Genomic DNA, 21,697 nt, shown 5'->3' on the forward strand with positions numbered 1-21,697 from the left:
CGGTCCATGGGCATGATAGCCGGTGGCCCCGGGTTGCGCTCAGTCATGTCGATACAGACTCCGCGCTTGCTCGATAAAGGCCAGGGTCGCTGGCGACGCCTGCCGCCGGTCCAGCACCGCCAGTCCTACCTGGCGCCGGGCGGGAGGTGACAGCGTCTTGACCTGGTAACGCGGGTCGCTGGCCTCGGGCAGCGACAACTGGGCGACCAGGGTCAGGGCATCGCCGCGGGCCACGGTCTCCAGGGTGCTGAGCAGTTGCGAGCTGCGATAGCGGATGTTGGGGCTGAGCCTGGCCGCGAGGAACAGCCGGGAAACCAGCTCGGCGGAACCGGCCTCGGTGAGGATGAACGGGTCGTCGCACAGCTCGGCAAGGCTCACCGAGTCCTTGGCGGCCAGCCCATGTTGGCTGGGGATCAGCGCCACCATCTGGTCTTCCACCAGGGCGAAGCAGTCGAAGCGCTCCTGGGGCAGCACCACGAAGCCGACATCGATGCGCCGTTCCTCCAGCCATTGCAGCACCTGGCGGTCGGGCCCCTCGTAGATGTGCACTTCGATACCGGGATGGGCCTCGCGGTAACGCTGGAGGATCGCCGGAAGCAGCCTCATCGACGAGGTCGGGCCGAACGAGCCGATGCGCAAGGTGCCGCGTTTCATGCCGCGGGCATCGGCGGCTTCCTGTTCCATGGTGGCGACCAGGCCGAGGATGGCGCGGGCTCGCAGCAACAATTGCTGGCCGATATCGGTGAGTTCCACCAGCGACTGATGTCGCCGAATCAGCTCGACCCCCAGTTCCTGCTCCAGGGACTTGAGCGCGTGGGATACCGCCGACTGGCTGATGCCCAGCCGGCTGGCGGCGCTGGTGAAACCGCGCAGCTCGGCCACCAGGGAGAAGATCTGCAGTTGGCTCAGGGTCATGAGTAAAAGCTCATTTTACGATGATCGGGCATTAGTCGAAGAATACCCGAACCTTCCTTTATCCGCGCCTCGGGGTCTTATGAAAACTGTCGATCAAACCTGTGCCGGGTCTTCCGATCTGCCGGTGTATTGCAAGCTGGCGGCGGTCACCATGATCTGGGGCGGCACCTTTGTCGCCGGGCGCCTGCTGGCGGGCACCCTGGAGCCTTTGCTGGCCGCCAGCCTGCGTTTTCTCCTGGCCAGCCTGGCCTTGCTGCTGTTCATGGCTATCGCCCGGATTGCCCTGGTGCGCCCGAGCCTGGCGCAGTTCGCCCAGCTGGCGGTGCTGGGGTTTTTCGGGATTTTTTTCTACAACCTGTGTTTCTTCGAGGGCCTGCAGTCGATCAACGCGTCGCGTGCTTCGTTGATCGTCGCCCTCAATCCGGCGGTGATCGCCCTGGCGTCCTGGGCGCTGTTCAAGGAGCGCTTGAGTGGCGCCAAGCTGTTCGGCATTGCCTTGTGCCTGGGGGGAGCGGGGGCGGTGATCCTCAGCCGCGACCCGGGGGCCTTGTCCAGTGGAACAGGCAGTTGGCGCGGGGACCTGCTGATTTTCGGCTGTGTGCTGGGCTGGGGCGTCTATTCGTTGTTTTCGCGCAATCTGAACCGGACCCTGGGCCCGTTGCAGACCGTGACCTATTCGATCCTGCTGGGCACGGCAATGCTCTGGAGCACCGCGGCCCTGCGCGGTGAGGTGCGCCTCGAGGCGCTGGCGAGCCTGACCCTGGAGCAGGGCCTGAGCCTGCTATACCTCGGCGTGCTGGGCTCGGCCCTGGCGTATATCTGGTATTACGACGGCCTGCGCAAGATCGGCGCGACCCGCTCGGGAGTGTTTATCGCGCTCAATCCGCTGACCGCGGTGATCCTCGGCGCGCTGCTGCTGGACGAACGCCTGAGCCTGGCCATTTGCCTGGGTGGCGGGCTGATCCTGTGGGGCATTTACCAGTGCAACAAACCCCTTGCGAGCCTGGAAAAAAAGCGGATTTTATAGAGAGTGCGGACAAATAGTTTTACGCTGTGTAGAATCTGGTTACGCATACAATAATAAAGTCTTCTGGCAGCAGAAGCCTCGCCCTCCAGCCGGTAAGACAGGGTCGACATGAAGATTCTCGGGTTTCAACTGATTTACGGTGATTTCCTCGCGCGCAGCGTGCGGGGCATCTCTTGCGCGCCACCTGCCTGCCTCAGCATTGCTAGCAACTAACGATCCGTTAATTTCTAAAAGCATGATGAGGCGCCAACCATGGCAGATATCTTCGAAAACCCGATGGGCCTGATGGGCTTTGAATTCATCGAGTTCGCATCGCCTACCCCCAACACCCTCGAGCCGATCTTCGAGATCATGGGTTTCACCAAGGTCGCGACCCATAGGTCCAAAGACGTGCACCTGTATCGCCAGGGTGCGATCAACCTGATCCTCAACAACGAGCCCCACAGCGTCGCCTCGTACTTCGCCGCCGAGCACGGTCCGTCCGTGTGTGGCATGGCGTTCCGCGTCAAGGATTCGCAAAAGGCCTACAAGCGTGCCCTGGAACTGGGTGCCCAGCCGATCCACATCGAAACCGGCCCGATGGAACTGAATCTGCCGGCAATCAAAGGCATCGGCGGCGCGCCGCTGTACCTGATCGACCGCTTCGGCGAAGGCAGCTCGATCTATGACATCGACTTCGTCTATCTCGAAGGCGTCGACCGTCATCCGCAAGGCGCTGGCCTGAAGATCATCGACCACCTGACCCACAACGTGTATCGCGGGCGCATGGCCTACTGGGCCGGCTTCTACGAGAAGCTGTTCAACTTCCGCGAGATCCGTTACTTCGACATCAAGGGCGAATACACCGGCCTGACCTCCAAGGCCATGACCGCGCCCGATGGCATGATCCGCATCCCGCTGAACGAAGAGTCGTCCAAGGGCGCCGGGCAGATCGAAGAGTTCCTGATGCAGTTCAACGGCGAGGGCATCCAGCACGTGGCCTTCCTCACCGACGACCTGGTCAAGACCTGGGACCAGTTGAAGAAGATCGGCATGCGCTTCATGACCGCGCCGCCGGATACCTACTACGAAATGCTCGAGGGCCGCCTGCCGAACCACGGCGAGCCGGTGAAGGAGCTGCAGTCGCGGGGCATTCTGCTGGACGGTTCCTCGGAAGAGGGCGACAAGCGCCTGCTGCTGCAGATCTTCTCGGAAACCCTGATGGGCCCGGTGTTCTTCGAATTCATCCAGCGTAAAGGCGACGATGGTTTCGGCGAAGGCAACTTCAAGGCACTGTTCGAATCGATCGAACGCGACCAGGTCCGTCGTGGTGTGCTGTCCACCGACTAAGCCGCAGCCTGCCTGACGATGAAGCCCGGTCGGGGAATTCTCGACCGGGCTTTGTTTTGCCTGTCGGTTGGCAATTGTGAATGTGTTAATGTTCGGCCTTCGTGACGCCGAGCGTCGCCATCCAGCCCTGTGAACGACCCGCACATGACCAACCCAAGACCTTCCCTGACATTGACCCTGCTTCAGGCCCGCGAAGCGGCCATGGCATTCTTTCGCCCGTCCCTCAACCAGCACGACCTGACTGAGCAGCAGTGGCGGGTGATCCGCATCCTGCGCCAGAACGGAGAGCTGGAAAGCCATCAGTTGGCGAAAATGGCCTGCATCCTGCCGCCGAGCATGACCGGCGTGCTGACCCGCCTGGAACGCGACGAATATGTCAGCCGGCGCAAGTCCCCCGAGGACCAGCGCCGCCTGTTCATCACCTTGACGGAAAAGGGCGAGGCCTGTTTCGAGTCCATGAGCGGCGACATGGAAATCAACTACCAACGCATCCAGCAGCAGTTCGGCGAAGAGAAGATGCAGGCCCTGCTGGCCCTGCTCAACGAGCTGAAGCAGATCAAACCCTGAGCCCCACGCGGACCCGTAGCCGCTGCCGCAGGCTGCGAACGAGGCCACAGGACTCGCCATCAGCCTTGATGCGGTCTGTCAGGGAGGTCGCGTCTCCTGTCGCGGCCGATCGCAGCCTGCGGCAGCGGCTACAGTTTCAGCTTCTGCGCTGGCGCAGCAGATGCTTGAACCCCTCGTACACCAGCACCAGCACCGCCAGCCAGATCGGCAGGTAGGTCAGCCATTCCCCGGCCTGGATGCTTTCTCCCAGCAGCAGGGCCACGGCCAGCAGCAACACCGGTTCGACATAGCTCAACAAGCCGAACAGACTGAAGGGCAGCAGGCGGCTGGCGATGATATAGGCCACCAGCGCCGAGGCGCTGATCAACCCCAGCAACGGAATCAGCAGGTACAGCCAGGGGTGTTGATCGACCACGGCAAACCCCTGCTCGCCGCCTTGCACGAACCAGAGCGCGATCGGCAGCAGCAGGGCCATGTCGAGCCACAGGCCGCCCAGGTTGTCGGCGGCCAGGCGTTTGCGCAGCACGAAATAGACGGGATATCCGATGGCCACCAACAAGGTCGCCCAGGAAAAACTGCCCACCTGATACAGCTCGTTGAGCACCCCCAGGGTCGCCAGGCCGGCGGCAATCTTTTGCAGCCGCGACAGCTGTTCGCCGTAGACGATGCGCCCGGTCAGGACCATGGTCAGCGGCAGCAGAAAATACCCCAGCGACACATCCAGGCTGTAGCCATTCAACGGCGCCCACATGAACAGCCACAGCTGCACCCCGAGCAGCGCCGCGGACAGCGGCAGCGCCAGCAGCAGAAGCGGTTGGCCCAGCAGTCTCTTGAGGATGGCCCCGACATGCCGCCATTCGCCGCTCAGCAGCATGAACACGGTCATGCACGGCGCGGTGAGCAGCATGCGCCAGCCGAAAATCTCCACCCCGGTCAGGGGCGCCAGCAAGGAGGTGTAGAAATACATGACGGCAAACAGCACCGACGCCAAGACCGATAGAGCAATACCTTTAGACAAGCTGTCCTCGTGTGACCTGAACCAGGCAAATGGGATGGAGGGAAAAGCTGCGGGGAATATAGAGGGTTTGGCGCGAGACGTTTACTCGGATCTAGCGCCGGTTACGGGAAAATATCCCGTTTGCCGCCACTGACCGGCAGCGCGACAGTGGGCGGCCCATGGAAGGGGTCGCCCCTGTGGAGGGATCAGCGTGGCGTACGTCCGGAGACGAAGTGGCTGACGTCGTTGAAGCCCGGGGTCGAGGCATGCCCCGGGGTGACCAGCGAATCGATGAAGGCTTCATCCTCGGCGCTGATCTTCACGTCCAGCGCCTGGGTGTAGGCGTCCCACTGTGCCTCGGTGCGCGGGCCGACGATCGCCGAGCTGACCGCGGCATTGTTCAGTACCCAGGCGATGGCGAATTCGACCATGCCGACCCCGCGGCCCTGGGTGTACTGCTGGATCTGCTGGGCGATGCGCAGCGACTCGACGCGCCATTCGGTTTCCAGGATGCGTTTGTCCTGGCGCCCGGCGCGGCTGTTGCTGTCGGGGGCGACATCCGGCGCGTACTTGCCGCTGAGCACGCCACGGGCCAGCGGGCTGTAGGGCACCACGCCGAGCCCGTAGGCCTGGGCCGCGGTGATCTGTTCGGTCTCGGCCTGGCGGTTGACGATGTTGTACAGCGGCTGGCTGATCACCGGCCGGTCGACGCCGAGCCGGTCGGCGACGCGGATCACCTCGGCGATGCGCCAGCCGCGGTAGTTGGACAGGCCCCAGTAGCGGATCTTGCCATGGCGCAGCAGGTCGCCGATGGCCGACACCGTCACTTCCAGCGGTGTGTTGTGGTCTTCGCGGTGCAGGTAGTAGATGTCGATGTAGTCGGTGCCCAGGCGGGTCAGGCTGGCGTCGATGCCATTGAACATGTGCTTGCGGCTCAGGCCGCTGCGGTTGGGCACGCCATCGGCGGGGCCGAAGCCGACCTTGGTCGCCAGCACCCATTGGTCACGCTGGCTGGCGATGGCTTCGCCGACGATCTCTTCGGAACGGCCGCCGGTGTAGACGTCCGCGGTGTCGATGAAATTGATGCCCTGGTCCCAGGCCTTGTCGATGATGCGCAGGGAGTCCTCGGTGCTGGTCTGTTCGCCGAACATCATGGTGCCGAGGGTCAGGGGGGACACGTGCAGCCCGGAATGGCCGAGGATGCGGTAGCTCATGTACGAAATCCTTGTGCGTGAGGTAAGGCCGGCGCGCCAGCGGCCAGCGACCGGTCATGGGACGCCCATCAAATACCAGAACGGGCGCAGGGGGCAATCTGAATTATCCGGCCAGCAGTTGGCAGCGGGCCTGTAAAAAGCGTTGCAGCGCCTTTACCCGTTCCGAGACCTGCAAACGGTGCGGGCACAGCAGGTTGAGCGGCACGCTTTCGCCCTGCCAGTCGCCGAGCAGGGGCATCAGGCGCCCGGCGCGGATGTCGCTGGCCACGTCGAGCCAGGCCTTGTAGGCGATGCCATGGCCGGCCAGGGCCCAGCGCCGCGCCACTTCGCCGTCGTCGCTGAGGTAGTCGCCGCGCACCTGGACTTCCTGCACCTCGCCGTCGCGGCTGAAATGCCAGCTGTTGTAGGGACGGCCGTTGCGCAGATAGATCAGGGCGCTGTGCTCGCTCAGCTCGGCGGGAGTCTGCGGGGTGCCGTGGCGCGCCAGGTAGTCGGGGCTGGCGCAGGCCAGCCGGTGATGCCGGGGCAGGATCGGCAGGGCCACCAGGCTGGAGTCGCCGGGCACGCCGAAGCGCAGGGCGACGTCGACGGTCTCGCGGAACAGGTCGCTGTGGCGGTCGTTGAGCAACAATTGCAGGCGGATATGCGGGTGCTCGCGCTTGAAATCGTCCAGCCAGGGCAGCAACAGGTTGCGCCCGAAGTCCGATGGCGCCGCCAGTTGCAGCACACCGCTGAGGCCCTGGCTCTGCTGCTTCAGGGCCTGTTCGCCCTCCGCCAGGGCCGCCAGTGCCACGCGCACACTGTCCAGGTAGCGCCGGCCTTCTTCGGTGAGGCGCATGCTGCGGGTCGAGCGCGCCAGCAGGCGCATGCCCAGGCGGGTTTCCAGGCGCTTGAGGGCGATGCTGGCGGCGGCGGGGGTCAACTCCAGGCTGCGGGCGGCGGCGGAAATGCTGCCGGAGTCGGCAGTGCGGACGAAGACTTCAAGGTCGAGAATCGAGCTCATTGCTAAAAATCCTTTAAAGATCCTTGCGTTTTACCGGGATTTTTCCTCGGTTATCAAGCTGTGAATATGCAGTCACTTCCATCGCACAAGGTGAACTCATGAAACCGCTCAGTACGTTCTTGCCGGATCGCACCGCTGTCATCGACGGCGGAGGTGCGTCATGACCTGGCATTTCGATCATCTGGCGTTCAACACCGCCGAAGGCGACGCCTTGCAGCAGGCCTTCCAGGCCTTGCTCGGGCTGCAGGCCGGACGGCGCCCGCCGTTTCCCTTTCCCGGGCGCTGGCTGTACCAGGACAGGCAGGCGCTGGTGCATGTGATCGAGCAGCCGACCTTCGCCGAGACAGCGCTCAGCCATATCGCCTTCAGGACCGAGGAGGATGCCGCAGTGGTGTTGCAGCGGGTCCAGGCCAGCGGCCTGGCGCATCAGGTGGCGCAGGTACCGCAGGACGGCACCTGGCAGATCTTCGTGCAGATATCGGGTGGCCTGGTGCTGGAGCTGGATGCGCCGGCGGGCGCCGATCTGCATCCGGGGTATCGCTATGAGGCGGATGGCGGCGCGCCGGCTTGAAATATGGCCGCGCCGGTTTGAAACATGGGCGTGACTGGGGAGAAGCCATTTGGCTGACAGACCGCGCCATGGCTGATGGCGAGTCCTGCGGCCTCGATCACAGCCTGCGGCAGCGGCTACTGGTGAACGCCTTGCAGCGTGGCGACCCCGATTGCCGGGGCCGCCGGCGACTCAGGCCGAATGCAACTGGTAGCGCACCGCGTAACCGCTCAGGCGCTGGTCCAGGGCCGCGCGGCGGGTCGCGTCCAGGCCAGGCACATGGACATCCACCCGTTGTCCGTGGCGCTCGTCGCTGACGGCTTCGACGCGGATGCCATCGGCAACCTGGCGCACCTCGTCCTCGAACACCCGGCGAATGGCGTCCAGGCGCAGGGCCGGCTTGAAGGTCTTGCCCACGGCCGTCAGGGGGATCTGCTCGAGCAGCCAGACGTCCTTGGGCAGCGCGGCCCGTTCATGGATATGCCGCGCAGCGTGCTCCAGCAGTTCGGCCGGATCGGCGCTGGCGCCGGCCTTGAGCTGGACGTACACCACCGGCAGCTCGCCGGCCTTGATGTCCGGCTTGCCCACCGCCGCGGCCATGGCCACGGCCGGGTGGCGGTGCAGGGCTTCTTCGATCATCTGCGGGTCGATGTTGTGGCCGCCGCGGATGATCAGGTCCTTGCTGCGCCCGGTGAGCCAGATGTAGCCGTCCCGGTCGATGCGCCCCAGGTCGCCGGTGTTGAACCAGCCGCCGTCGAGCCACAGGCCCTGGTTCTTGTCGGCCTGCAGATAACCCTTGAACACCGTCGGCCCGCGCAGGCAGACATTGCCGGGCTCGTCGGTGGCGGCGTCGCGCAGGTAATGGCCGTCGCTGTCGAGCACGGCGATCTTGACCTCGCAATACGGCAGGCGCAGACCGATGGAGCCGGGGCGGCGTTCGCCGTCCTGGGGGTTGCAGCTGGTGGCGCAGGTCCCTTCGGTGAGGCCATAGCCCTCGATGATTTTCAGCCCCGAGCGCGCTTCGAACTGGCGGATCAGTTCCACCGGCATGGGCGCGGCGCCACACACGGCAAAGCGCAGGCTGGAAACGTCGATGCCGTCGTTGGGCACCTGCAGCAAGGCGGCATAGATAGTCGGCACGCCGCTGAAACAGCTGACCCGATAACGCTCCACCAGGTGCCAGAAATCCTTGATCAGCGTCGGGTTGCGATAGCCCTGGGGGCCGGCCAGCAGCACCCGGGCGCCCCGGTGGAAGGCGGACAGGCCGGTGACCATCACCCCGTTGACATGGAACAGCGGCAGTCCGCAGAGCAGCACATCGTCGCTGTCGTAGTCGCCGTGCAGGCCGATGATCTCGGCCATCGCCACTTCATTGAGGTGGCTGTGGGGCGCCAGTTTCGGCGTGCCGGTGGTCCCGCCGGTGTGGAAGTACGAGGCGATGTCGTCCGGCTGGATCACCCGGCCGCTTTCCAGATGGTCGGCGGGGCAGGCGGCGAGCAGGGTGTCGAAGTCCAGCACGCCCTCGGGCATCGCCGGGCGCTGGCTCTTGATCGCCCTGCGTTGCGGCTCGGGCAGCAGATTGGCCAGGTCGATGGTGACGATGGCCTCCAGCTCCGGCAGGCGCTCGCGCAGGTTGGCGACCTTCTGCCAGAGGTCGGTGCCGGGGAAGGGCGCCAGGGTCACCAGCACCGTGGTGCGCGAGGCGCGGACCAGTTCGGCGATGTGTTCCGGCTCCAGCAGCGGGTTGATGGCGTTGACGATTCCGGCGGCCTCGCCGCCCCAGATCACGTAATGGGTCTGTGGCAGGTTGGGTAGCAGGAAGGACACCGCCTTGCCCGGGCGGATGCCCAGCCGGTGCAGGGCGTTGGCGGTGCGGGTGACCTGGGCGAACAATTCGGCGTAGCTGATGTTCCAGGGCTGGTCCTGGATGCTGCCCTGGGGCAGGAAGGTCAGGGCGGTGCGCTCGCCGAAACGGCTGGCCGAGCGTTGCAACAGTTCATAGGTGCTGGCGGGAAGATTGCGCTGGGCCAGGGGCTGCTGTTGTTCGAGGGCTTGGATGTCGCTCAGGCGGGCGAGGGAGATGGGCGCGGTCATGATCGTGTGGGTCTTCCTTCGGTAAGGTCTGCGAGGGAGTCATCAATCGATCCAGCCAATGGAAAATTGCCGCGGCCGGACGTCTGTCCGATATACCACGGGTGTGCTCGGGTGGGCTGTTGCTTTTTGTAGCGAGGCGGTGACAAACCGCGGTTTGTCCCGGGAAGCCGGGCCCGCCAGAGGGCAGGCCCGGTGGCAGGCTCGGAGGCGTGATTCAGCGTTTCAGCGCGCGGGTCATGCGCAGGGCCAGCAGGCTGCCGGCGACGATGACACCGGCCAGCAGGTACAGCGCGGCATCGGTGGAGCCGGTGCTGTCTTTGACCCAGCCGACGATGTAGGGGCTGAGGAAACCGGCCATCTGGCCCATGGAGTTGATCAGCGCCAGGCCACCCGCGGCGGCGCCGGCGCTCAGCAGCGCGGTCGGCACCGGCCAGAACATCGGCAGGCCGGTGAGGGCGCCCATGGTGGCGAGGGTCAGGCCGAGGATGGCGATGGTCGGGTTGGCGGCGAAGTTGACCGCGATCAGCAAGCCGATGGCGCCCATCAGCATAGGTACCACCAGGTGCCAGCGGCGTTCCTGGCGCAGGTCGGCCGAGCGACCGACCATCAGCATGAACAGCGCTGCCAGCAGATACGGAATGGCGCTGAGCCAGCCGATCACCAGGTTGTCGCTGAAACCGAGGTTCTTGATGATCGACGGCAGCCAGAAGTTGATGGCGTACACGCCGCTCTGGATGCAGAAGTAGATCAGGCCGAAGGCCCAGATGGCCGGGTTCTTGAACACCGCCGCCAGGGAGTCGCCGGTGGTCCGCGGCTTGCGCGCGGCGTCTTCGGCCTGGTCGGCTTCCAGCAGCGCGCGTTCCTGCGGGCTCAGCCACTTGGCGTGGGCGAAATTGTCATTGAGCAGGAAGTACGCCAGGGCGCCGAGGATCACGGTAGGGATGCCCTGCAGCAGGAACATCCACTGCCAGCCGGCCATGCCGCCCTGGCCCGCGGCGAAGTGGTTGAGGATCCAGCCGGAGAACGGGCTGCCGAGCAGGCCGGACACCGGGATCGCCGACATGAACAGGGCCATGATGCGGCCGCGGCGGAAGCTCGGGAACCACTGCGAGAGGTACAGCACCACGCCGGGGAAGAAGCCGGCCTCGGCGGCGCCGGTGAACAGGCGCAGGGTGTAGAACTGGGTCGGGGTGGTGACGAACAGCAGGCAGGTCGACAGTGTGCCCCAGGTGATCATCATCAGCGCGATCCAGCGCCGCGGGCCGAACTTGTTCAGCGCCAGGTTGCTCGGCACGCCGCACAGCACGTAGCCGATGAAGAAGATCCCGGCACCGAGGCCGTAGACGGTTTCGCTGAATTTCAGGGCATCGAGCATCTGCAGCTTGGCAAAGCCGACGTTCACCCGGTCGAGGTAGTTGAACAGGTAGCAGATGAAGATGAAGGGGATCAGGCGCAGGGTGATGCGCTTGTAGACGGCATTTTTATCGTCATCGGTGGCCAGGGTGGCAGCGGCGCTCTGTGACATGGCGTGTCTCTCTTTATTATGATTTTTTGCGATGCGAGGTTAACGTTGATCGCCCCGAGAGTCTCGGTCACCCCATGGGCTGCTGTCTTTGTGCCGGCGCACAGGGTTTGCCGGCATCCCCTGTGCCGGTGAACAAGCCTGCGCCATCGCACCCGAGCCTGTTTTTAACGCAGCATGGCCCGCGTAGCGCCGAAGGCGCCCAGCGTGCAGCCACTTTTCGTAGAGAGCCTAGGATCACGCCGCTATGTTCGAACTGGATCACGACCTGGCGCAGGATATCGTCGACCGGACGATGGCCATCCTGCCCTACAACGTCAACGTCATGGACAGCCAGGGCCTGATCCTTGGCAGCGGCGAGCCCGAGCGCATCAACACCCGTCACGAAGGCGCACAGCTGGTGCTGGCCAACGGCCGGGTGGTGGAGATCGACGCGCAGACCGCCAAGCACCTCAAGGGCGTGCAACCGGGGATCAACCTGCCGTTGCTGCACGACCAGCGGTTGATCGGCGTGCTGGGTATCACCGGCGAGCCGGAACTGTTGCGCACCTATGCCGAGCTGGTGCGCATGACCGCCGAGATGCTGGTGGGCCAGCGTCACCAGCAGGCCGAACAGCAATGGCGCCGCCAGCGTTGCGACGACTTGCTGGCGCTGCTGCTCAGCGACAGCGGGGATTCGCCGCGGCTGATGGACGAGGCGCAACAGATGGGGCTCAAGCCGCAGCTGCCGCGCACGCCTTACCTGTTCGAGCTGGGTCCGGAGCAAGGGGCGGGGCAGACCGTCGAGGCCCTGAGCGCCTGGCTGATGTCGCGTTACCCGGACAGCTGGTGCGTCAGCTCGGCCAAGTCCTCGTTGCTGTGGTGCCGGCCGGCGACCCTGAGCGTCGACAACCCGCGGCTGCTGGAAAAGCTCGACAGCCTGGGCTGGAACATCCTGCGCATCGCCGTGGGCGGCCAGGCCGACGGGCTGGCGGGGCTGCGCCGCTGCTACCGGCGGGTCGGCGACTTGCTCGCCTATGGCCGCGACGTGCTGCCCCATTCGCGCTTGCTGACCCTCAATCGCTTCCGTCTGCCGGTGATGCTTTGGCGCCACCGCAATGACGATGCCCTGGACGAGTTGCTCAGCCCCTTGCGCAAGGTCATCGCCAAGGACAGCAATGGCCAGCTGCTGGCGACCCTGCGCAGCTGGTGCGACCACGACGGCCAGAGCCAGGCCTGCGCCGACGCCCTGGGCATCCACCGCAACAGCCTGCGCTACCGCATGGAGCGCATCGCCGAACTCAGCGGCGTCGACCCGCTCAAGCTCGACGGCATGCTGGCGCTGTACCTGGGGGTGCAGTTGTTGCCGCAGAGCAGCGAGTAATCCCCCGCAGTACCTGTAGCCGCTGCCGAGCTTGCGAGGCAGCGATCGGCTGCGAAGTCGGCGCATGCAATCAACCCGACCCACCGCGTTACCCGGTTTTACGGCCGCTACGTCGGAATGCCGCCCAGACCGAGCGCAGGCTGCGCCAGCGGCTACATCGGGCTCCATGGGCTGGACTAGCTTGTAGAAATGAACAATAAAGCCGCCCCACACTTGTGCAGCCGACCGGGGTCAAGGTCGTAGCCAACTGGCAGCATGGGCGCCATAAGAACCGGAGATAGCCCATGAAAATCATCATCGCCCCCGACTCCTTCAAGGACAGCCTGAGTGCCTCTGGCGTGGCCAGCGCCATCGCCGACGGGCTGGCGCGGGTGTGGCCGCACGCGCAGCTGATCCAGCGTCCGATGGCGGACGGCGGCGAGGGCACCGTGGAATCGATCCTCGATGCCTGCGAGGGCCAGTTGCGTACCACCCGGGTCCAGGGGCCGCTGGGGGCACCGGTGGACGCGCGCTGGGGCTGGCTGCCGCAGAGCCAGACCGCGATCATCGAAATGGCCGAGGCCAGTGGCCTGCAACTGGTGCCGCCGGGCCAGCGCGATGCCTGCACCAGCAGCACCTTCGGCACCGGCGAGTTGATCCGCGCGGCCCTGGATGCCGGCGCGCGGCGGGTGATCCTGGCCATCGGCGGCAGCGCCACCAACGACGCCGGCAGCGGTGCCTTGCAGGCACTGGGTGTGCGCCTGCTGGATGGCGATGGCCAGGCTCTGCCTCTGGGCGGCCTGGCCCTGGCGCGAGTGGCGCGGGTCGACCTGAGCCACCTTGACCCACGGCTGGCCGAGGTGCGTTTCGAGATCGCCGCCGACGTCGACAACCCGCTGTGCGGCCCCCACGGCGCCTCGGCGATTTTCGGCCCGCAAAAGGGTGCGTCGCCACAGCAGGTCGAACAGCTGGACCGCGCCCTCGGCCAGTTCGCCGACCAGGCCGCGCGTGTGCTGGGCAAGGATGTGCGCGACGAGTCGGGCAGCGGCGCCGCCGGCGGCCTGGGGTTCGCCGCCAAGGCGTTCCTCGGCGCGCGGTTTCGTCCGGGGGTGGAAGTGGTGGCGGAGCTGGTGGGGCTGGCCGAGGCCGTGCAGGGCGCGGACCTGGTGATTACCGGCGAAGGTCGCTTCGACGCCCAGACCCTGCGCGGCAAGACCCCCTTTGGCGTGGCGCGTATCGCCAAGCAGCACAATGTGCCGGTGATCGTGATCGCCGGGACTCTGGGCGAAGGCTACGAGCAGATGTATGAGTACGGCGTGGATGCGGCCTTTGCCCTGGCCGCCGGCCCCATGACCCTGGAACAGGCCTGCGCCGAAGCGCCACGCTTGCTGCGGGACAGGGCCGCGGATATCGCCCGGGTCTGGCGTCTGGCGGCGCGTCAGGGCTGAGGCCCGTAGCCGCTGCCGAGCCTGCGAGGCTGCGATCGACTGCGTAGCAGGCGCAAAACCTGTGATTGCTTTGGGTCTGGATAACCGCGTTGGCCCCTTGCGGCCGCTACGCGACCGATCGCAGCCTCGCGGGCTCGGCAGCGGCTACAGGGGTTAGTAAACCCCGCCCCCCGAGGTAGGCGCCGCCACCTCCTTGTACTGTCCCAGTAACCCCTGCAACCCCTTCATCAGCACCGTGGTGTCCACTCCCACCGCGACGAAGTTCGCCCCCAGCTCGATATAGCGCTGCGCCAATGCCCGGTCGGCGCTGAGGATCCCGGCCGCCTTGCCGGTCTTGCGGATCCGTGCGATGGCGTCTTCGATTGCCGCGACCACCTCGGGATGCCCCGGGTTGCCGCGATGACCCATGGCCGCCGAGAGATCGGCCGGGCCAATAAACAAACCATCGACCCCGTCCAGGGCAGCGATGGCATCCAGATTGGCCAGGCCTTCGAGGTTCTCGATCTGCAGCAGCAGGCACATCTGCTCATCGGCCTGGTCCAGGTAACCGGGAATGCTGTTCCAGCGCGAGGCCCGGGCCAGGGCGCTGCCGACGCCACGAATGCCCGCTGGCGGATAACGCATGGCGCGCACCAGCTGCCGGGCCTGTTCGACGTTTTCGACCATGGGGATCAGCAGGGTCTGGGCGCCGATATCCAGCAGTTGCTTGATCAGCGTGGTGTCGCCCACCGGCGGGCGAATGATGCCTTGCACCGGGTAGGGCGCGATGGCCTGCAACTGGCCGAGCAGGCTGTTGAGGTCGTTGGGCGCGTGTTCGCCGTCCAGCAGCAGCCAGTCGAAACCGGCGTTGGCCGCCAGCTCCGCGCAATAGGCATTGGCCAGGCCCAGCCACAGGCCGATCTGCGGCGCGTCCTGCCGCAGGCGTTGCTTGAAATGATTGATCGGCAGTTGCATGAGCGTGCTCCTCAGACAAAACGGCAGGCGATGCTGCCGAGCGGGTCGTAGTCGACGTGGAAGGTATCGCCGGGACGGGCGGCCACCGGGCGGGTGAAGGAGCCGCCGAGGATGATCTGCCCGGCTTCCAGGCCGACGTCGTAGGCCGCCAGCCTGTTGGCCAGCCAGGCTACGCCCTTGGCCGGGTGGTTGAGCACCGCGGCGGACACCCCGGATTCCTCGATCACCCCGTTGCGATAGAGCACCGCCGGCACCTTGCGCAGGTCGATATCGTTGGGGCGCACCGCGCGGCCACCCATCACCACCCCGGCGTTGGCGGCGTTGTCGGAAATGGTGTCGAACACCTTGCGCGTGGCCTGGGTCCGCGGGTCGACCTGCTGGATGCGCGCGTCGATGATCTCCAGGGCCGGGATCACCCACTCGGTGGCATCGAGCACATCGAACAGCGTGCAGTTCGGGCCCTTGAGCGGCGTGCCGAGGATGAACGCCAGCTCCACCTCGACCCGCGGCACGATAAAGCGCTGGAAGGGAATGTCGCTGCCTTCCTCGAACAACATGTCGTCCAGCAGGGCGCCGAAGTCCGGCTCGCTGATGTTCGACGAAACCTGCATGGCCCGTGAGGTCAGGCCGATCTTGTGCCCGACCAGCTTGCGCCCGGCGCGGATCTTGTGTTCCACCCAGCTGCGCTGGATGGCGTAGGCGTCCTCGATGGTGATGCCGGGAAACTCCAGCGACAGCTGGGCGATCTGTTCCCGGTTGCGTTCGGCGGCGTCGAGGCGGGCGGCGGTCTGCTGGATGTCCGAAGGGCTGAGCATGGTTACTTCTCCTGGGGATTGACGATAAGGGCCGGCACCCGCAGCACCAGCCAGGCGCCGCCGGCGATCAGCAGGGCCAGGGCATACAGGGCGAGGCTGGCGCTCTGGGTGGCGTCGCGGACCACGCCGATCAGGTAGGGCGCGAGGAAGGCGGCGATGCTGCCGAAGGAACTGATCAGGGCGATCCCCGCGGCCTGGGTGTTGCTGGCGAGAAAGGCCGGCGGCAGTTGCCAGAACATTGGTAGCGCGGCGCTGGCACCCATGCCGGCCACCAGCAGCCCGGCCATCACCAGCCAGGCGTTGTCCGGGGCCAGGCCGGCGGCGATCAGGCCGACACTGGACATCAGCAGCGGCACGCTCAGGTGCCAACGCCGTTCGCGCAGGCGGTCGGAAGAGCGACCGACGCCGATCATGAACAGGCAGCCGGCCAGGTACGGCAGGGCGCTGAGCATGCCGACGCGGCTGTCGCGGGCGATGCTGGCATTGTGGATCAGGGTCGGCATCCAGAAGGCGATGGTGTTGACCGCCAGCATCACCGCGAAATAGATGCACACCAGCAGCCAGATGTGTCTGTCCTGGAGGATGCCGGCGAAGCGGGTGATCGGCTTGTGCTGTTCTTCCTGGCTCAGGGCGGCGTGCAATTGCTGCTTTTGCTGGGCGGTCAACCAGCCGACGCTGTCGATGCTTTCCGGCAGTGTCTTGAGCACCACCAGGCCGAGCAGGACCACCGGCAGGCCTTCGATCAGGAACATCCATTGCCAGCCGCGCATCCCGCCCAGGTCGTGGAGACTTTCGAGAATCCAGCCCGACAGCGGCCCGCCGATCACCCCGGCCATGGGCACGGCGATGGCGAACAGCGCGGTCACCTGGCCCCTGCGGCTGGCCGGGAACCAGCGATTGAGCAGCACCAGGATGCCGGGGAAAAACCCGGCCTCGGCCACCCCCAGCAGAAAGCGCAACAGGTAGAAGCCGGCGGCGCTGTCCACCAGCAGCATGGCGCTGGACAGCAGGCCCCAGACCACCATCAGGGTGGCGATCCAGCGGCGCGGCCCGACCCGGTCCAAGGCCAGGTTGCTGGGCACGCAGAACAGCGCGTAGGCGATGAAGAACAAGCCGGCGCCGAAGCCGTAGACGCTGTCGCTGAAGCCCAGGTCCTGGGTCATCTGCAGCTTGGCGAAGCCGATATTGATGCGGTCCAGGTGGGCGAAGATGTAGCAGGTGAACAGCAGGGGCATCAGCCGCCAGGTGATCCGCCGATAGGTGTCGGAGGTCTCCGCGGCGCTGGGCAGGGCAAGGGTCGAGCTGGGCATGGGCGGGTCTCTTTTATTGTTCGTCGATAAGGGCACGGACTCTGTAGCCGCTGCCGCAGGCTGCGATAAGCCCCGAAGGGGCTTCCAGCAATCTCAAGGGCACGACTGCTTCATTGGAGTACTGCCCAAACCGATCGCAGACTGCGGCAGCGGCTACAGGTCACAGGTCACAGGTCACGATTGCCGCTTGAGAAACTCATGCACGTTGTTGTGCTTGAAGTTCAGCTCGGCATCCAATTCGCTCATCTCGAACGACAGCGCCAGCAGGCGCCGGGCCTGGAGCTCGGCGAAGTGCGCCTTGATGATCTCGAACAAGCCCTCGGCGACCTTGCGTCTTGTCGCCAGGTCGCGCCCGGCGCCGACCTGCAGGCGCATGTGGGCGAAGGCGTAGTCGTGCTTGCCGTCGGCCATGCGCCAGGTGTCCAGGCGCACGCCGCGGCTGCGGATGCCGCCGAGCGGGAACACGCCGCTGGCCCCGAGGTAGTCGTGGACCTTCTCGAACAGCCCTGGCAGGTCGGCGGCCTGCTCGATGTTGTCGGTGTATTCGGCGATGAAGTGCGGCATGTGATCCTCCTTGCGGGCGAACCTTCGGCGGCCGGCCCTGGAAATCCGGGGCTGGGTTGGCGAGGCTGGCGCGACGTCTAGAGCGGGAAAATGGCGTTGATCTGGCCGGTGCCGGAGCTGCCGAAAGGCGCGGTGACGATCTCCGCCGGCCGGTTGTATTCGGGGCCGCCGAGCAGGCCCAGGAGCATGGCGGTGTCGTGCATCCGGCCTTCGCCGAAGCAGTGCTCGGCGTAGTCCGGGAGCATCGAGCAGAACTCGCGGAAGCGCCCCTGTTGCCACAGCTCGACCACCCGCAGGTCCACCTGCTTGTCGAATTCGCGGGTCCAGTTGTGGATGTTGGCTTCGGACTCGCGGTCATCGGAGAAACGGTGCGACAGCGAGCCGGAGGCCAGCACCAGGACCTTGCGGTCGCTCTTTTCGATGGCCCGGCGCACCGCGGCGCCGAAGGTGAAGCTGTCTTCGAGCTTGTGCCAGGCACACCAGGCGGCGATGGAGATCACCTGGAAATGCCGCTCCGGCGGTACGTCCATGTGCATGTAGCGCATCGGCACCAGGGTGCCGTATTCCAGCTCCAGGCTGGGGATGTTGTGGGCGAGGGTGCGCACATCGGCGGCATTGGCTTCGGCGGCAATCAGCTCGCCCAGCGCCGGGCAACCGTTGTAGTCGTAGTCCATGTTCTTGATGAAGTGCGGCAGTTCGTTGCTGGTGTAGGTGCCCTTGAAGTGCTCGCCGCAGTTGATGTGGTAACCGCTGTTGACCAGCCAGTGCACGTCGAACACCACCGCGGTGTCCGCCCCCAGTTCACGGGCGCGGCGGGCGATTTCCTTGTGCCCGGCGATCGCCGCTTCGCGACAGCCGTGGTGCTTGCCCGGCAGTTCGGACAGGTACATCGATGGAACGTGGCAGACCTTGGCGGCCATGACGACTTCGCCCATGGTGCTTCTCCTGGAACATCTTATTGTTCGGCCCGTAGCCGCTGCAGGCTGCGATCGACCCCGAAGGGGGCGTGCTCCTCAAGCTCGCAGGAAGGCTCTTCGAGCCTTATCGTCCGAACGCGGCCCGAGCCTGCGGCAGCGGCTACAGGATTGAAAAACCTTACACGCCCCAGCGCGGGATGTGGTGGCTGCCCATGGAAATACAGATGTTCTTGATCTCGGCAAACACCTCGAAGCTGTACTCGCCGCCTTCGCGGCCGGTGCCGGAGCCCTTGACCCCGCCGAACGGCTGGCGCAGGTCGCGCACGTTCTGGCTGTTGATGAACACCATGCCGGCCTCGATGCCACGGGCCAGGCGATGGGCCTTGCCGATGTCCTGGGTCCAGATGTAGGAGGCCAGGCCGTACTCGGTGTCGTTGGCCAGTTGCAGGGCCTCGGCTTCGTCCTTGAAGGGGATCAGGCAGGCCACCGGGCCGAAGATCTCTTCCTGGGCAATGCGCATCTTGTTATTGACGTCGGCGAACACCGTCGGCTGGATGAACTGGCCATGGCTCAGGTGCGCCGGCAGGTTGGCCGGACGCTCCAGGCCACCGGCGAGCAGGGTGGCGCCTTCCTCGATGCCGATGCGGATATAGCCGGTGACCTTGTCGTAGTGGGCCTGGGTGATCATCGAGCCGACCTGGGTCTTGGGATCGGTCGGATCGCCGACAATCAGGCGCTTGGCGCGGGCGGCGAACTCGGCGACGAACTGTGGGTAGACGCTTTCCTGGATGAAGATCCGGCTGCCGGCGGTGCAGCGCTCGCCATTGAGCGAGAAGATGGTGAACAGCGCGGCGTCCAGGGCGCGCTCCAGGTCGGCGTCTTCGAAGATCAGCACCGGCGATTTGCCGCCCAGTTCCATGGAGTACTTTTTCAGCCCGGCGGTCTGCATGATCTTCTTGCCGGTGGCGGTGCCACCGGTGAAGGAAATCGCCCGCACATCCGGATGCCGTACCAGGGCATCGCCGGCGGTGGCGCCGTAGCCCTGGACGATGTTCAGCACACCATTGGGAATGCCCGCTTCGACCGCCAGGCGCCCCAGTTCGTTGGCGGTCAGCGGTGACAGCTCGGACATCTTCAGCACCGCCGTGTTGCCCAGCGCCAGGCACGGCGCAGTCTTCCAGGTGGCGGTCATGAACGGTACGTTCCACGGCGACACCAGGGCGCAGACGCCGACCGGCTGGTACAGGGTGTAGTTGAGCATCTGGTCGTCCACCGGATAGCTGTGGCCATCCATGCGGGTGCAGACCTCGGCGAAGAAGTCGAAGTTGTGCGAGGCGCGGGGGATCAGCACGTTACGGGTCTGGTGGATCGGCAGGCCGGTGTCGAGGGTTTCCAGCTCCGCCAGTTGCGGCACGTTCTGGTCGATCAGCTCGCCCAGCTTGCGCATCAGGCGTGCGCGTTCCCTGGCCGGGGTGTTGGCCCATTTCGGAAAGGCTGCCTTGGCGGCCGCGACCGCCTGGGCGATTTCCCCGGCGCCGCCGCTGGCCACTTCACCGATGGCTTCGCCAGTGGCCGGGTTGTAGTTGACAAAGGTGTCTTGGCTTTCGACCTCGCGGCCGTTGATCCAGTGTTTGATCATTTATGCGTGCTCCTTGGCCGCCAGTTGCGTGTCGTGTTGCGCCTTGATCCTGAAGAACTCCGCCTCGCTGACGATGCGGTTGACCAGCCGGCCGACGCCTTCGACTTCCACCACCACTTCATCGCCGGGCACCACGTCGGACAGGCCTTCGGGGGTGCCGGTGGCGATCATGTCGCCGGGTTGCAGGGTCATGAAGCTGGAGAGGTATTCGATCAGGTAGGGGATGTCGAAGATCATGTCGGAGGTCGAGCCTTCCTGGCGCAACTCACCGTTGACCCAGGTGCGCAGCTTCAGCTGGTTCGGCTCGGGCACGTCGGCGACGTCGACTATCCAAGGGCCTACCGGGGTGGTGGCGTCGCGGTTTTTCACCCGCAGGTTGGGCCGGTAGTAGTTTTCCAGGTAGTCGCGGATTGCGTAGTCGTTGCACAGCGTGTAGCCGGCCAGGTAGTCCAGGGCGTCCTCGCGCTTGACGTTGCGCGCGGTCTTGCCGATCACCGCCACCAGTTCGCACTCATAGTGCATGTAGGCGACGTTGTCCGGGCGCCAGGTGACCTGGTTGTGGCCGGTGTAGGTGCCGGGGGACTTGATGAACACCAGCGGCTCGGTCGGTGGCTTGAAGGCCAGTTCGGCGGCGTGGTCGGCGTAGTTCAGGCCCAGGGCGAACATGCTGCCGGTGGCCGGGGGCAGCCACTCGACCTGATCCTCGGCGAGCACACGGCCATCGGCCAGTTTCACGCTGTTGGGTGCGTTGAGCAGCACGTCGTGGACCTGGCCTTGATAACGGATGCGGGCGTGTTTCATGGCGGCTCCTTATTCGGCGGCTACTTCGGCAACAACGCGATTGGCGAGACGGCCCAGGCCGCTGATCTCCACTTCGATGCGGTCACCGGGCTTGACGTCGACCCGGCCTTCGGGGGTGCCGGTGATCAGCACGTCGCCCTCGTGCAGGGTCATGAACTCGCTGATTTCGGCGATCAGTTGCGGAATGCCGCGCACCAGGTTGGCGGTGCTGTTGCGTTGCAGCAGTTCGCCGTTGACCCACAGCTTCAGCTCCAGCTCATGGGGATCGCGCACCTGGGCCGCCGGCACCAGTTCCGGACCAAAGGCGCAGAAGCCGTCGCGGCACTTGGCCTTGACGGCGGGGCGGTAGTAGCTGTCTTCCGGCAGGCTGAATTCGTTGACGATGGTGTAGCCGGCCACATGCTGCAGGGCGTTTTCCACGCTGACCCGGCTGGCGCTCTTGCCGATCACCACGCCCAGCGCCGGGCCCGGCTGCAGGCGCTCGACACCCTGCGGATAGATCACGGCGCCGCCGTGGACGTTGCGCGTGTTGGGGGTCTTGATGAACAGCACCGGCTTGACCGGTGGCGTCTGGTAGGGCGGCTGGGTGAAGGATTCCAGGTGGCTGCGCAACAGACCCTGGTAGTTCAGCGCGACGCCGAACAGGGTGCCGGTGGCGACTTCATGCAGTGCACGGCTCATTGTGATTT

Annotated in this window: 20 protein-coding genes; 6 read left to right on the forward strand and 14 right to left on the reverse strand. The window is 65.5% G+C overall.

The genetic code is table 11. The annotated features are described in order from the left end of the window. Positions 1 to 39: 39 nt before the first annotated feature. Positions 40 to 915, reverse strand: coding sequence for a LysR family transcriptional regulator (locus H0I86_RS15020; RefSeq protein ID WP_180925627.1), 876 nt, complete (start codon positions 913 to 915; stop codon positions 40 to 42). Positions 916 to 994: 79 nt separating this feature from the next. Between H0I86_RS15020 and H0I86_RS15025 the strand changes: the two genes are divergently transcribed. The 3 genes from H0I86_RS15025 to hpaR all read left to right on the forward strand — a co-directional run bounded on the left by H0I86_RS15025 (position 995) and on the right by hpaR (position 3,838). Next, entirely contained in the window at positions 995 to 1,942 is a 948-nt protein-coding gene (locus H0I86_RS15025) for a DMT family transporter (protein WP_180925628.1), read from the forward strand. A 252-nt stretch (positions 1,943 to 2,194) separates the two neighbouring features. Beyond that, complete coding sequence (gene hppD, locus H0I86_RS15030; protein WP_023965760.1) at positions 2,195 to 3,271, forward strand: 4-hydroxyphenylpyruvate dioxygenase; 1,077 nt, start codon at positions 2,195 to 2,197, stop codon at positions 3,269 to 3,271. Between the two features lie 144 nt (positions 3,272 to 3,415). Then, on the forward strand, positions 3,416 to 3,838 hold the full coding sequence (hpaR, locus tag H0I86_RS15035) for a homoprotocatechuate degradation operon regulator HpaR (RefSeq protein WP_007921772.1): 423 nt from the start codon (positions 3,416 to 3,418) through the stop codon (positions 3,836 to 3,838). Between the two features lie 136 nt (positions 3,839 to 3,974). Here hpaR and rarD read toward each other — a convergent pair whose 3' ends face one another. From rarD to H0I86_RS15050, 3 genes are all read right to left on the reverse strand, one after another. Beyond that, positions 3,975 to 4,856, reverse strand: a complete 882-nt coding sequence (gene rarD / locus H0I86_RS15040; RefSeq protein WP_023965758.1) for an EamA family transporter RarD — start codon at positions 4,854 to 4,856, stop codon at positions 3,975 to 3,977. A 185-nt stretch (positions 4,857 to 5,041) separates the two neighbouring features. Next, positions 5,042 to 6,049 (reverse strand): aldo/keto reductase, encoded by a 1,008-nt coding sequence (locus H0I86_RS15045; protein ID WP_180925629.1) that lies wholly within the window; start codon positions 6,047 to 6,049, stop codon positions 5,042 to 5,044. A 103-nt stretch (positions 6,050 to 6,152) separates the two neighbouring features. After that, entirely contained in the window at positions 6,153 to 7,052 is a 900-nt protein-coding gene (locus H0I86_RS15050) for a LysR family transcriptional regulator (protein ID WP_180925630.1), read from the reverse strand. A 160-nt stretch (positions 7,053 to 7,212) separates the two neighbouring features. On the opposite strand from H0I86_RS15050, the gene H0I86_RS15055 reads away from it, so the two are divergent. Beyond that, positions 7,213 to 7,623, forward strand: a complete 411-nt coding sequence (locus H0I86_RS15055) for a VOC family protein (protein WP_180925631.1) — start codon at positions 7,213 to 7,215, stop codon at positions 7,621 to 7,623. A gap of 171 nt (positions 7,624 to 7,794) precedes the next feature. Here the strand turns inward: H0I86_RS15055 and H0I86_RS15060 are convergent, their stop codons facing one another. Both H0I86_RS15060 and H0I86_RS15065 read right to left on the reverse strand, forming a co-directional pair. Next, positions 7,795 to 9,696, reverse strand: a complete 1,902-nt coding sequence (locus H0I86_RS15060) for an acyl-CoA synthetase (RefSeq protein ID WP_180925632.1) — start codon at positions 9,694 to 9,696, stop codon at positions 7,795 to 7,797. Between the two features lie 214 nt (positions 9,697 to 9,910). Continuing rightward, positions 9,911 to 11,221, reverse strand: a complete 1,311-nt coding sequence (locus H0I86_RS15065) for an MFS transporter (protein ID WP_180925633.1) — start codon at positions 11,219 to 11,221, stop codon at positions 9,911 to 9,913. A gap of 244 nt (positions 11,222 to 11,465) precedes the next feature. On the opposite strand from H0I86_RS15065, the gene H0I86_RS15070 reads away from it, so the two are divergent. Together H0I86_RS15070 and H0I86_RS15075 are read left to right on the forward strand one after the other, a co-directional pair. Next, positions 11,466 to 12,581, forward strand: coding sequence for a sugar diacid recognition domain-containing protein (locus tag H0I86_RS15070; RefSeq protein ID WP_180925634.1), 1,116 nt, complete (start codon positions 11,466 to 11,468; stop codon positions 12,579 to 12,581). A gap of 284 nt (positions 12,582 to 12,865) precedes the next feature. Then, positions 12,866 to 14,008 carry a glycerate kinase gene (locus H0I86_RS15075; RefSeq protein WP_180925635.1) on the forward strand — a complete coding sequence of 381 codons (1,143 nt, stop codon included), beginning with the start codon at positions 12,866 to 12,868 and terminating at the stop codon, positions 14,006 to 14,008. 153 nt (positions 14,009 to 14,161) lie between these two features. Here H0I86_RS15075 and hpaI read toward each other — a convergent pair whose 3' ends face one another. The 8 genes from hpaI to H0I86_RS15115 form a co-directional block, all read right to left on the reverse strand. Next, positions 14,162 to 14,962 carry a 4-hydroxy-2-oxoheptanedioate aldolase gene (hpaI, locus tag H0I86_RS15080; protein ID WP_180925636.1) on the reverse strand — a complete coding sequence of 267 codons (801 nt, stop codon included), beginning with the start codon at positions 14,960 to 14,962 and terminating at the stop codon, positions 14,162 to 14,164. Between the two features lie 11 nt (positions 14,963 to 14,973). Then, a complete protein-coding gene (hpaH, locus tag H0I86_RS15085) occupies positions 14,974 to 15,777 on the reverse strand; it encodes a 2-oxo-hept-4-ene-1,7-dioate hydratase (RefSeq protein ID WP_180925637.1) in 804 nt (267 codons plus the stop codon). A gap of 2 nt (positions 15,778 to 15,779) precedes the next feature. Next, complete coding sequence (locus H0I86_RS15090) at positions 15,780 to 17,087, reverse strand: MFS transporter (RefSeq protein WP_180925638.1); 1,308 nt, start codon at positions 17,085 to 17,087, stop codon at positions 15,780 to 15,782. 174 nt (positions 17,088 to 17,261) lie between these two features. Beyond that, on the reverse strand, positions 17,262 to 17,651 hold the full coding sequence (locus H0I86_RS15095; protein ID WP_180925639.1) for a 5-carboxymethyl-2-hydroxymuconate Delta-isomerase: 390 nt from the start codon (positions 17,649 to 17,651) through the stop codon (positions 17,262 to 17,264). Positions 17,652 to 17,728: 77 nt separating this feature from the next. Then, positions 17,729 to 18,586, reverse strand: a complete 858-nt coding sequence (gene hpaD, locus H0I86_RS15100; RefSeq protein ID WP_180925640.1) for a 3,4-dihydroxyphenylacetate 2,3-dioxygenase — start codon at positions 18,584 to 18,586, stop codon at positions 17,729 to 17,731. A gap of 160 nt (positions 18,587 to 18,746) precedes the next feature. Next, positions 18,747 to 20,207, reverse strand: a complete 1,461-nt coding sequence (hpaE, locus tag H0I86_RS15105) for a 5-carboxymethyl-2-hydroxymuconate semialdehyde dehydrogenase (RefSeq protein WP_180925641.1) — start codon at positions 20,205 to 20,207, stop codon at positions 18,747 to 18,749. Further along, entirely contained in the window at positions 20,208 to 21,008 is an 801-nt protein-coding gene (locus H0I86_RS15110) for a fumarylacetoacetate hydrolase family protein (RefSeq protein WP_180925642.1), read from the reverse strand. 9 nt (positions 21,009 to 21,017) lie between these two features. Continuing rightward, positions 21,018 to 21,689: a fumarylacetoacetate hydrolase family protein gene (locus tag H0I86_RS15115; RefSeq protein ID WP_180925643.1), complete on the reverse strand. Its 672-nt coding sequence runs from the start codon at positions 21,687 to 21,689 to the stop codon at positions 21,018 to 21,020. Positions 21,690 to 21,697 lie beyond the last annotated feature (8 nt).

The sequence above is a fragment of the Pseudomonas chlororaphis subsp. aurantiaca genome, assembly GCF_013466605.1.
GTDB lineage: Bacteria > Pseudomonadota > Gammaproteobacteria > Pseudomonadales > Pseudomonadaceae > Aquipseudomonas > Aquipseudomonas chlororaphis_I.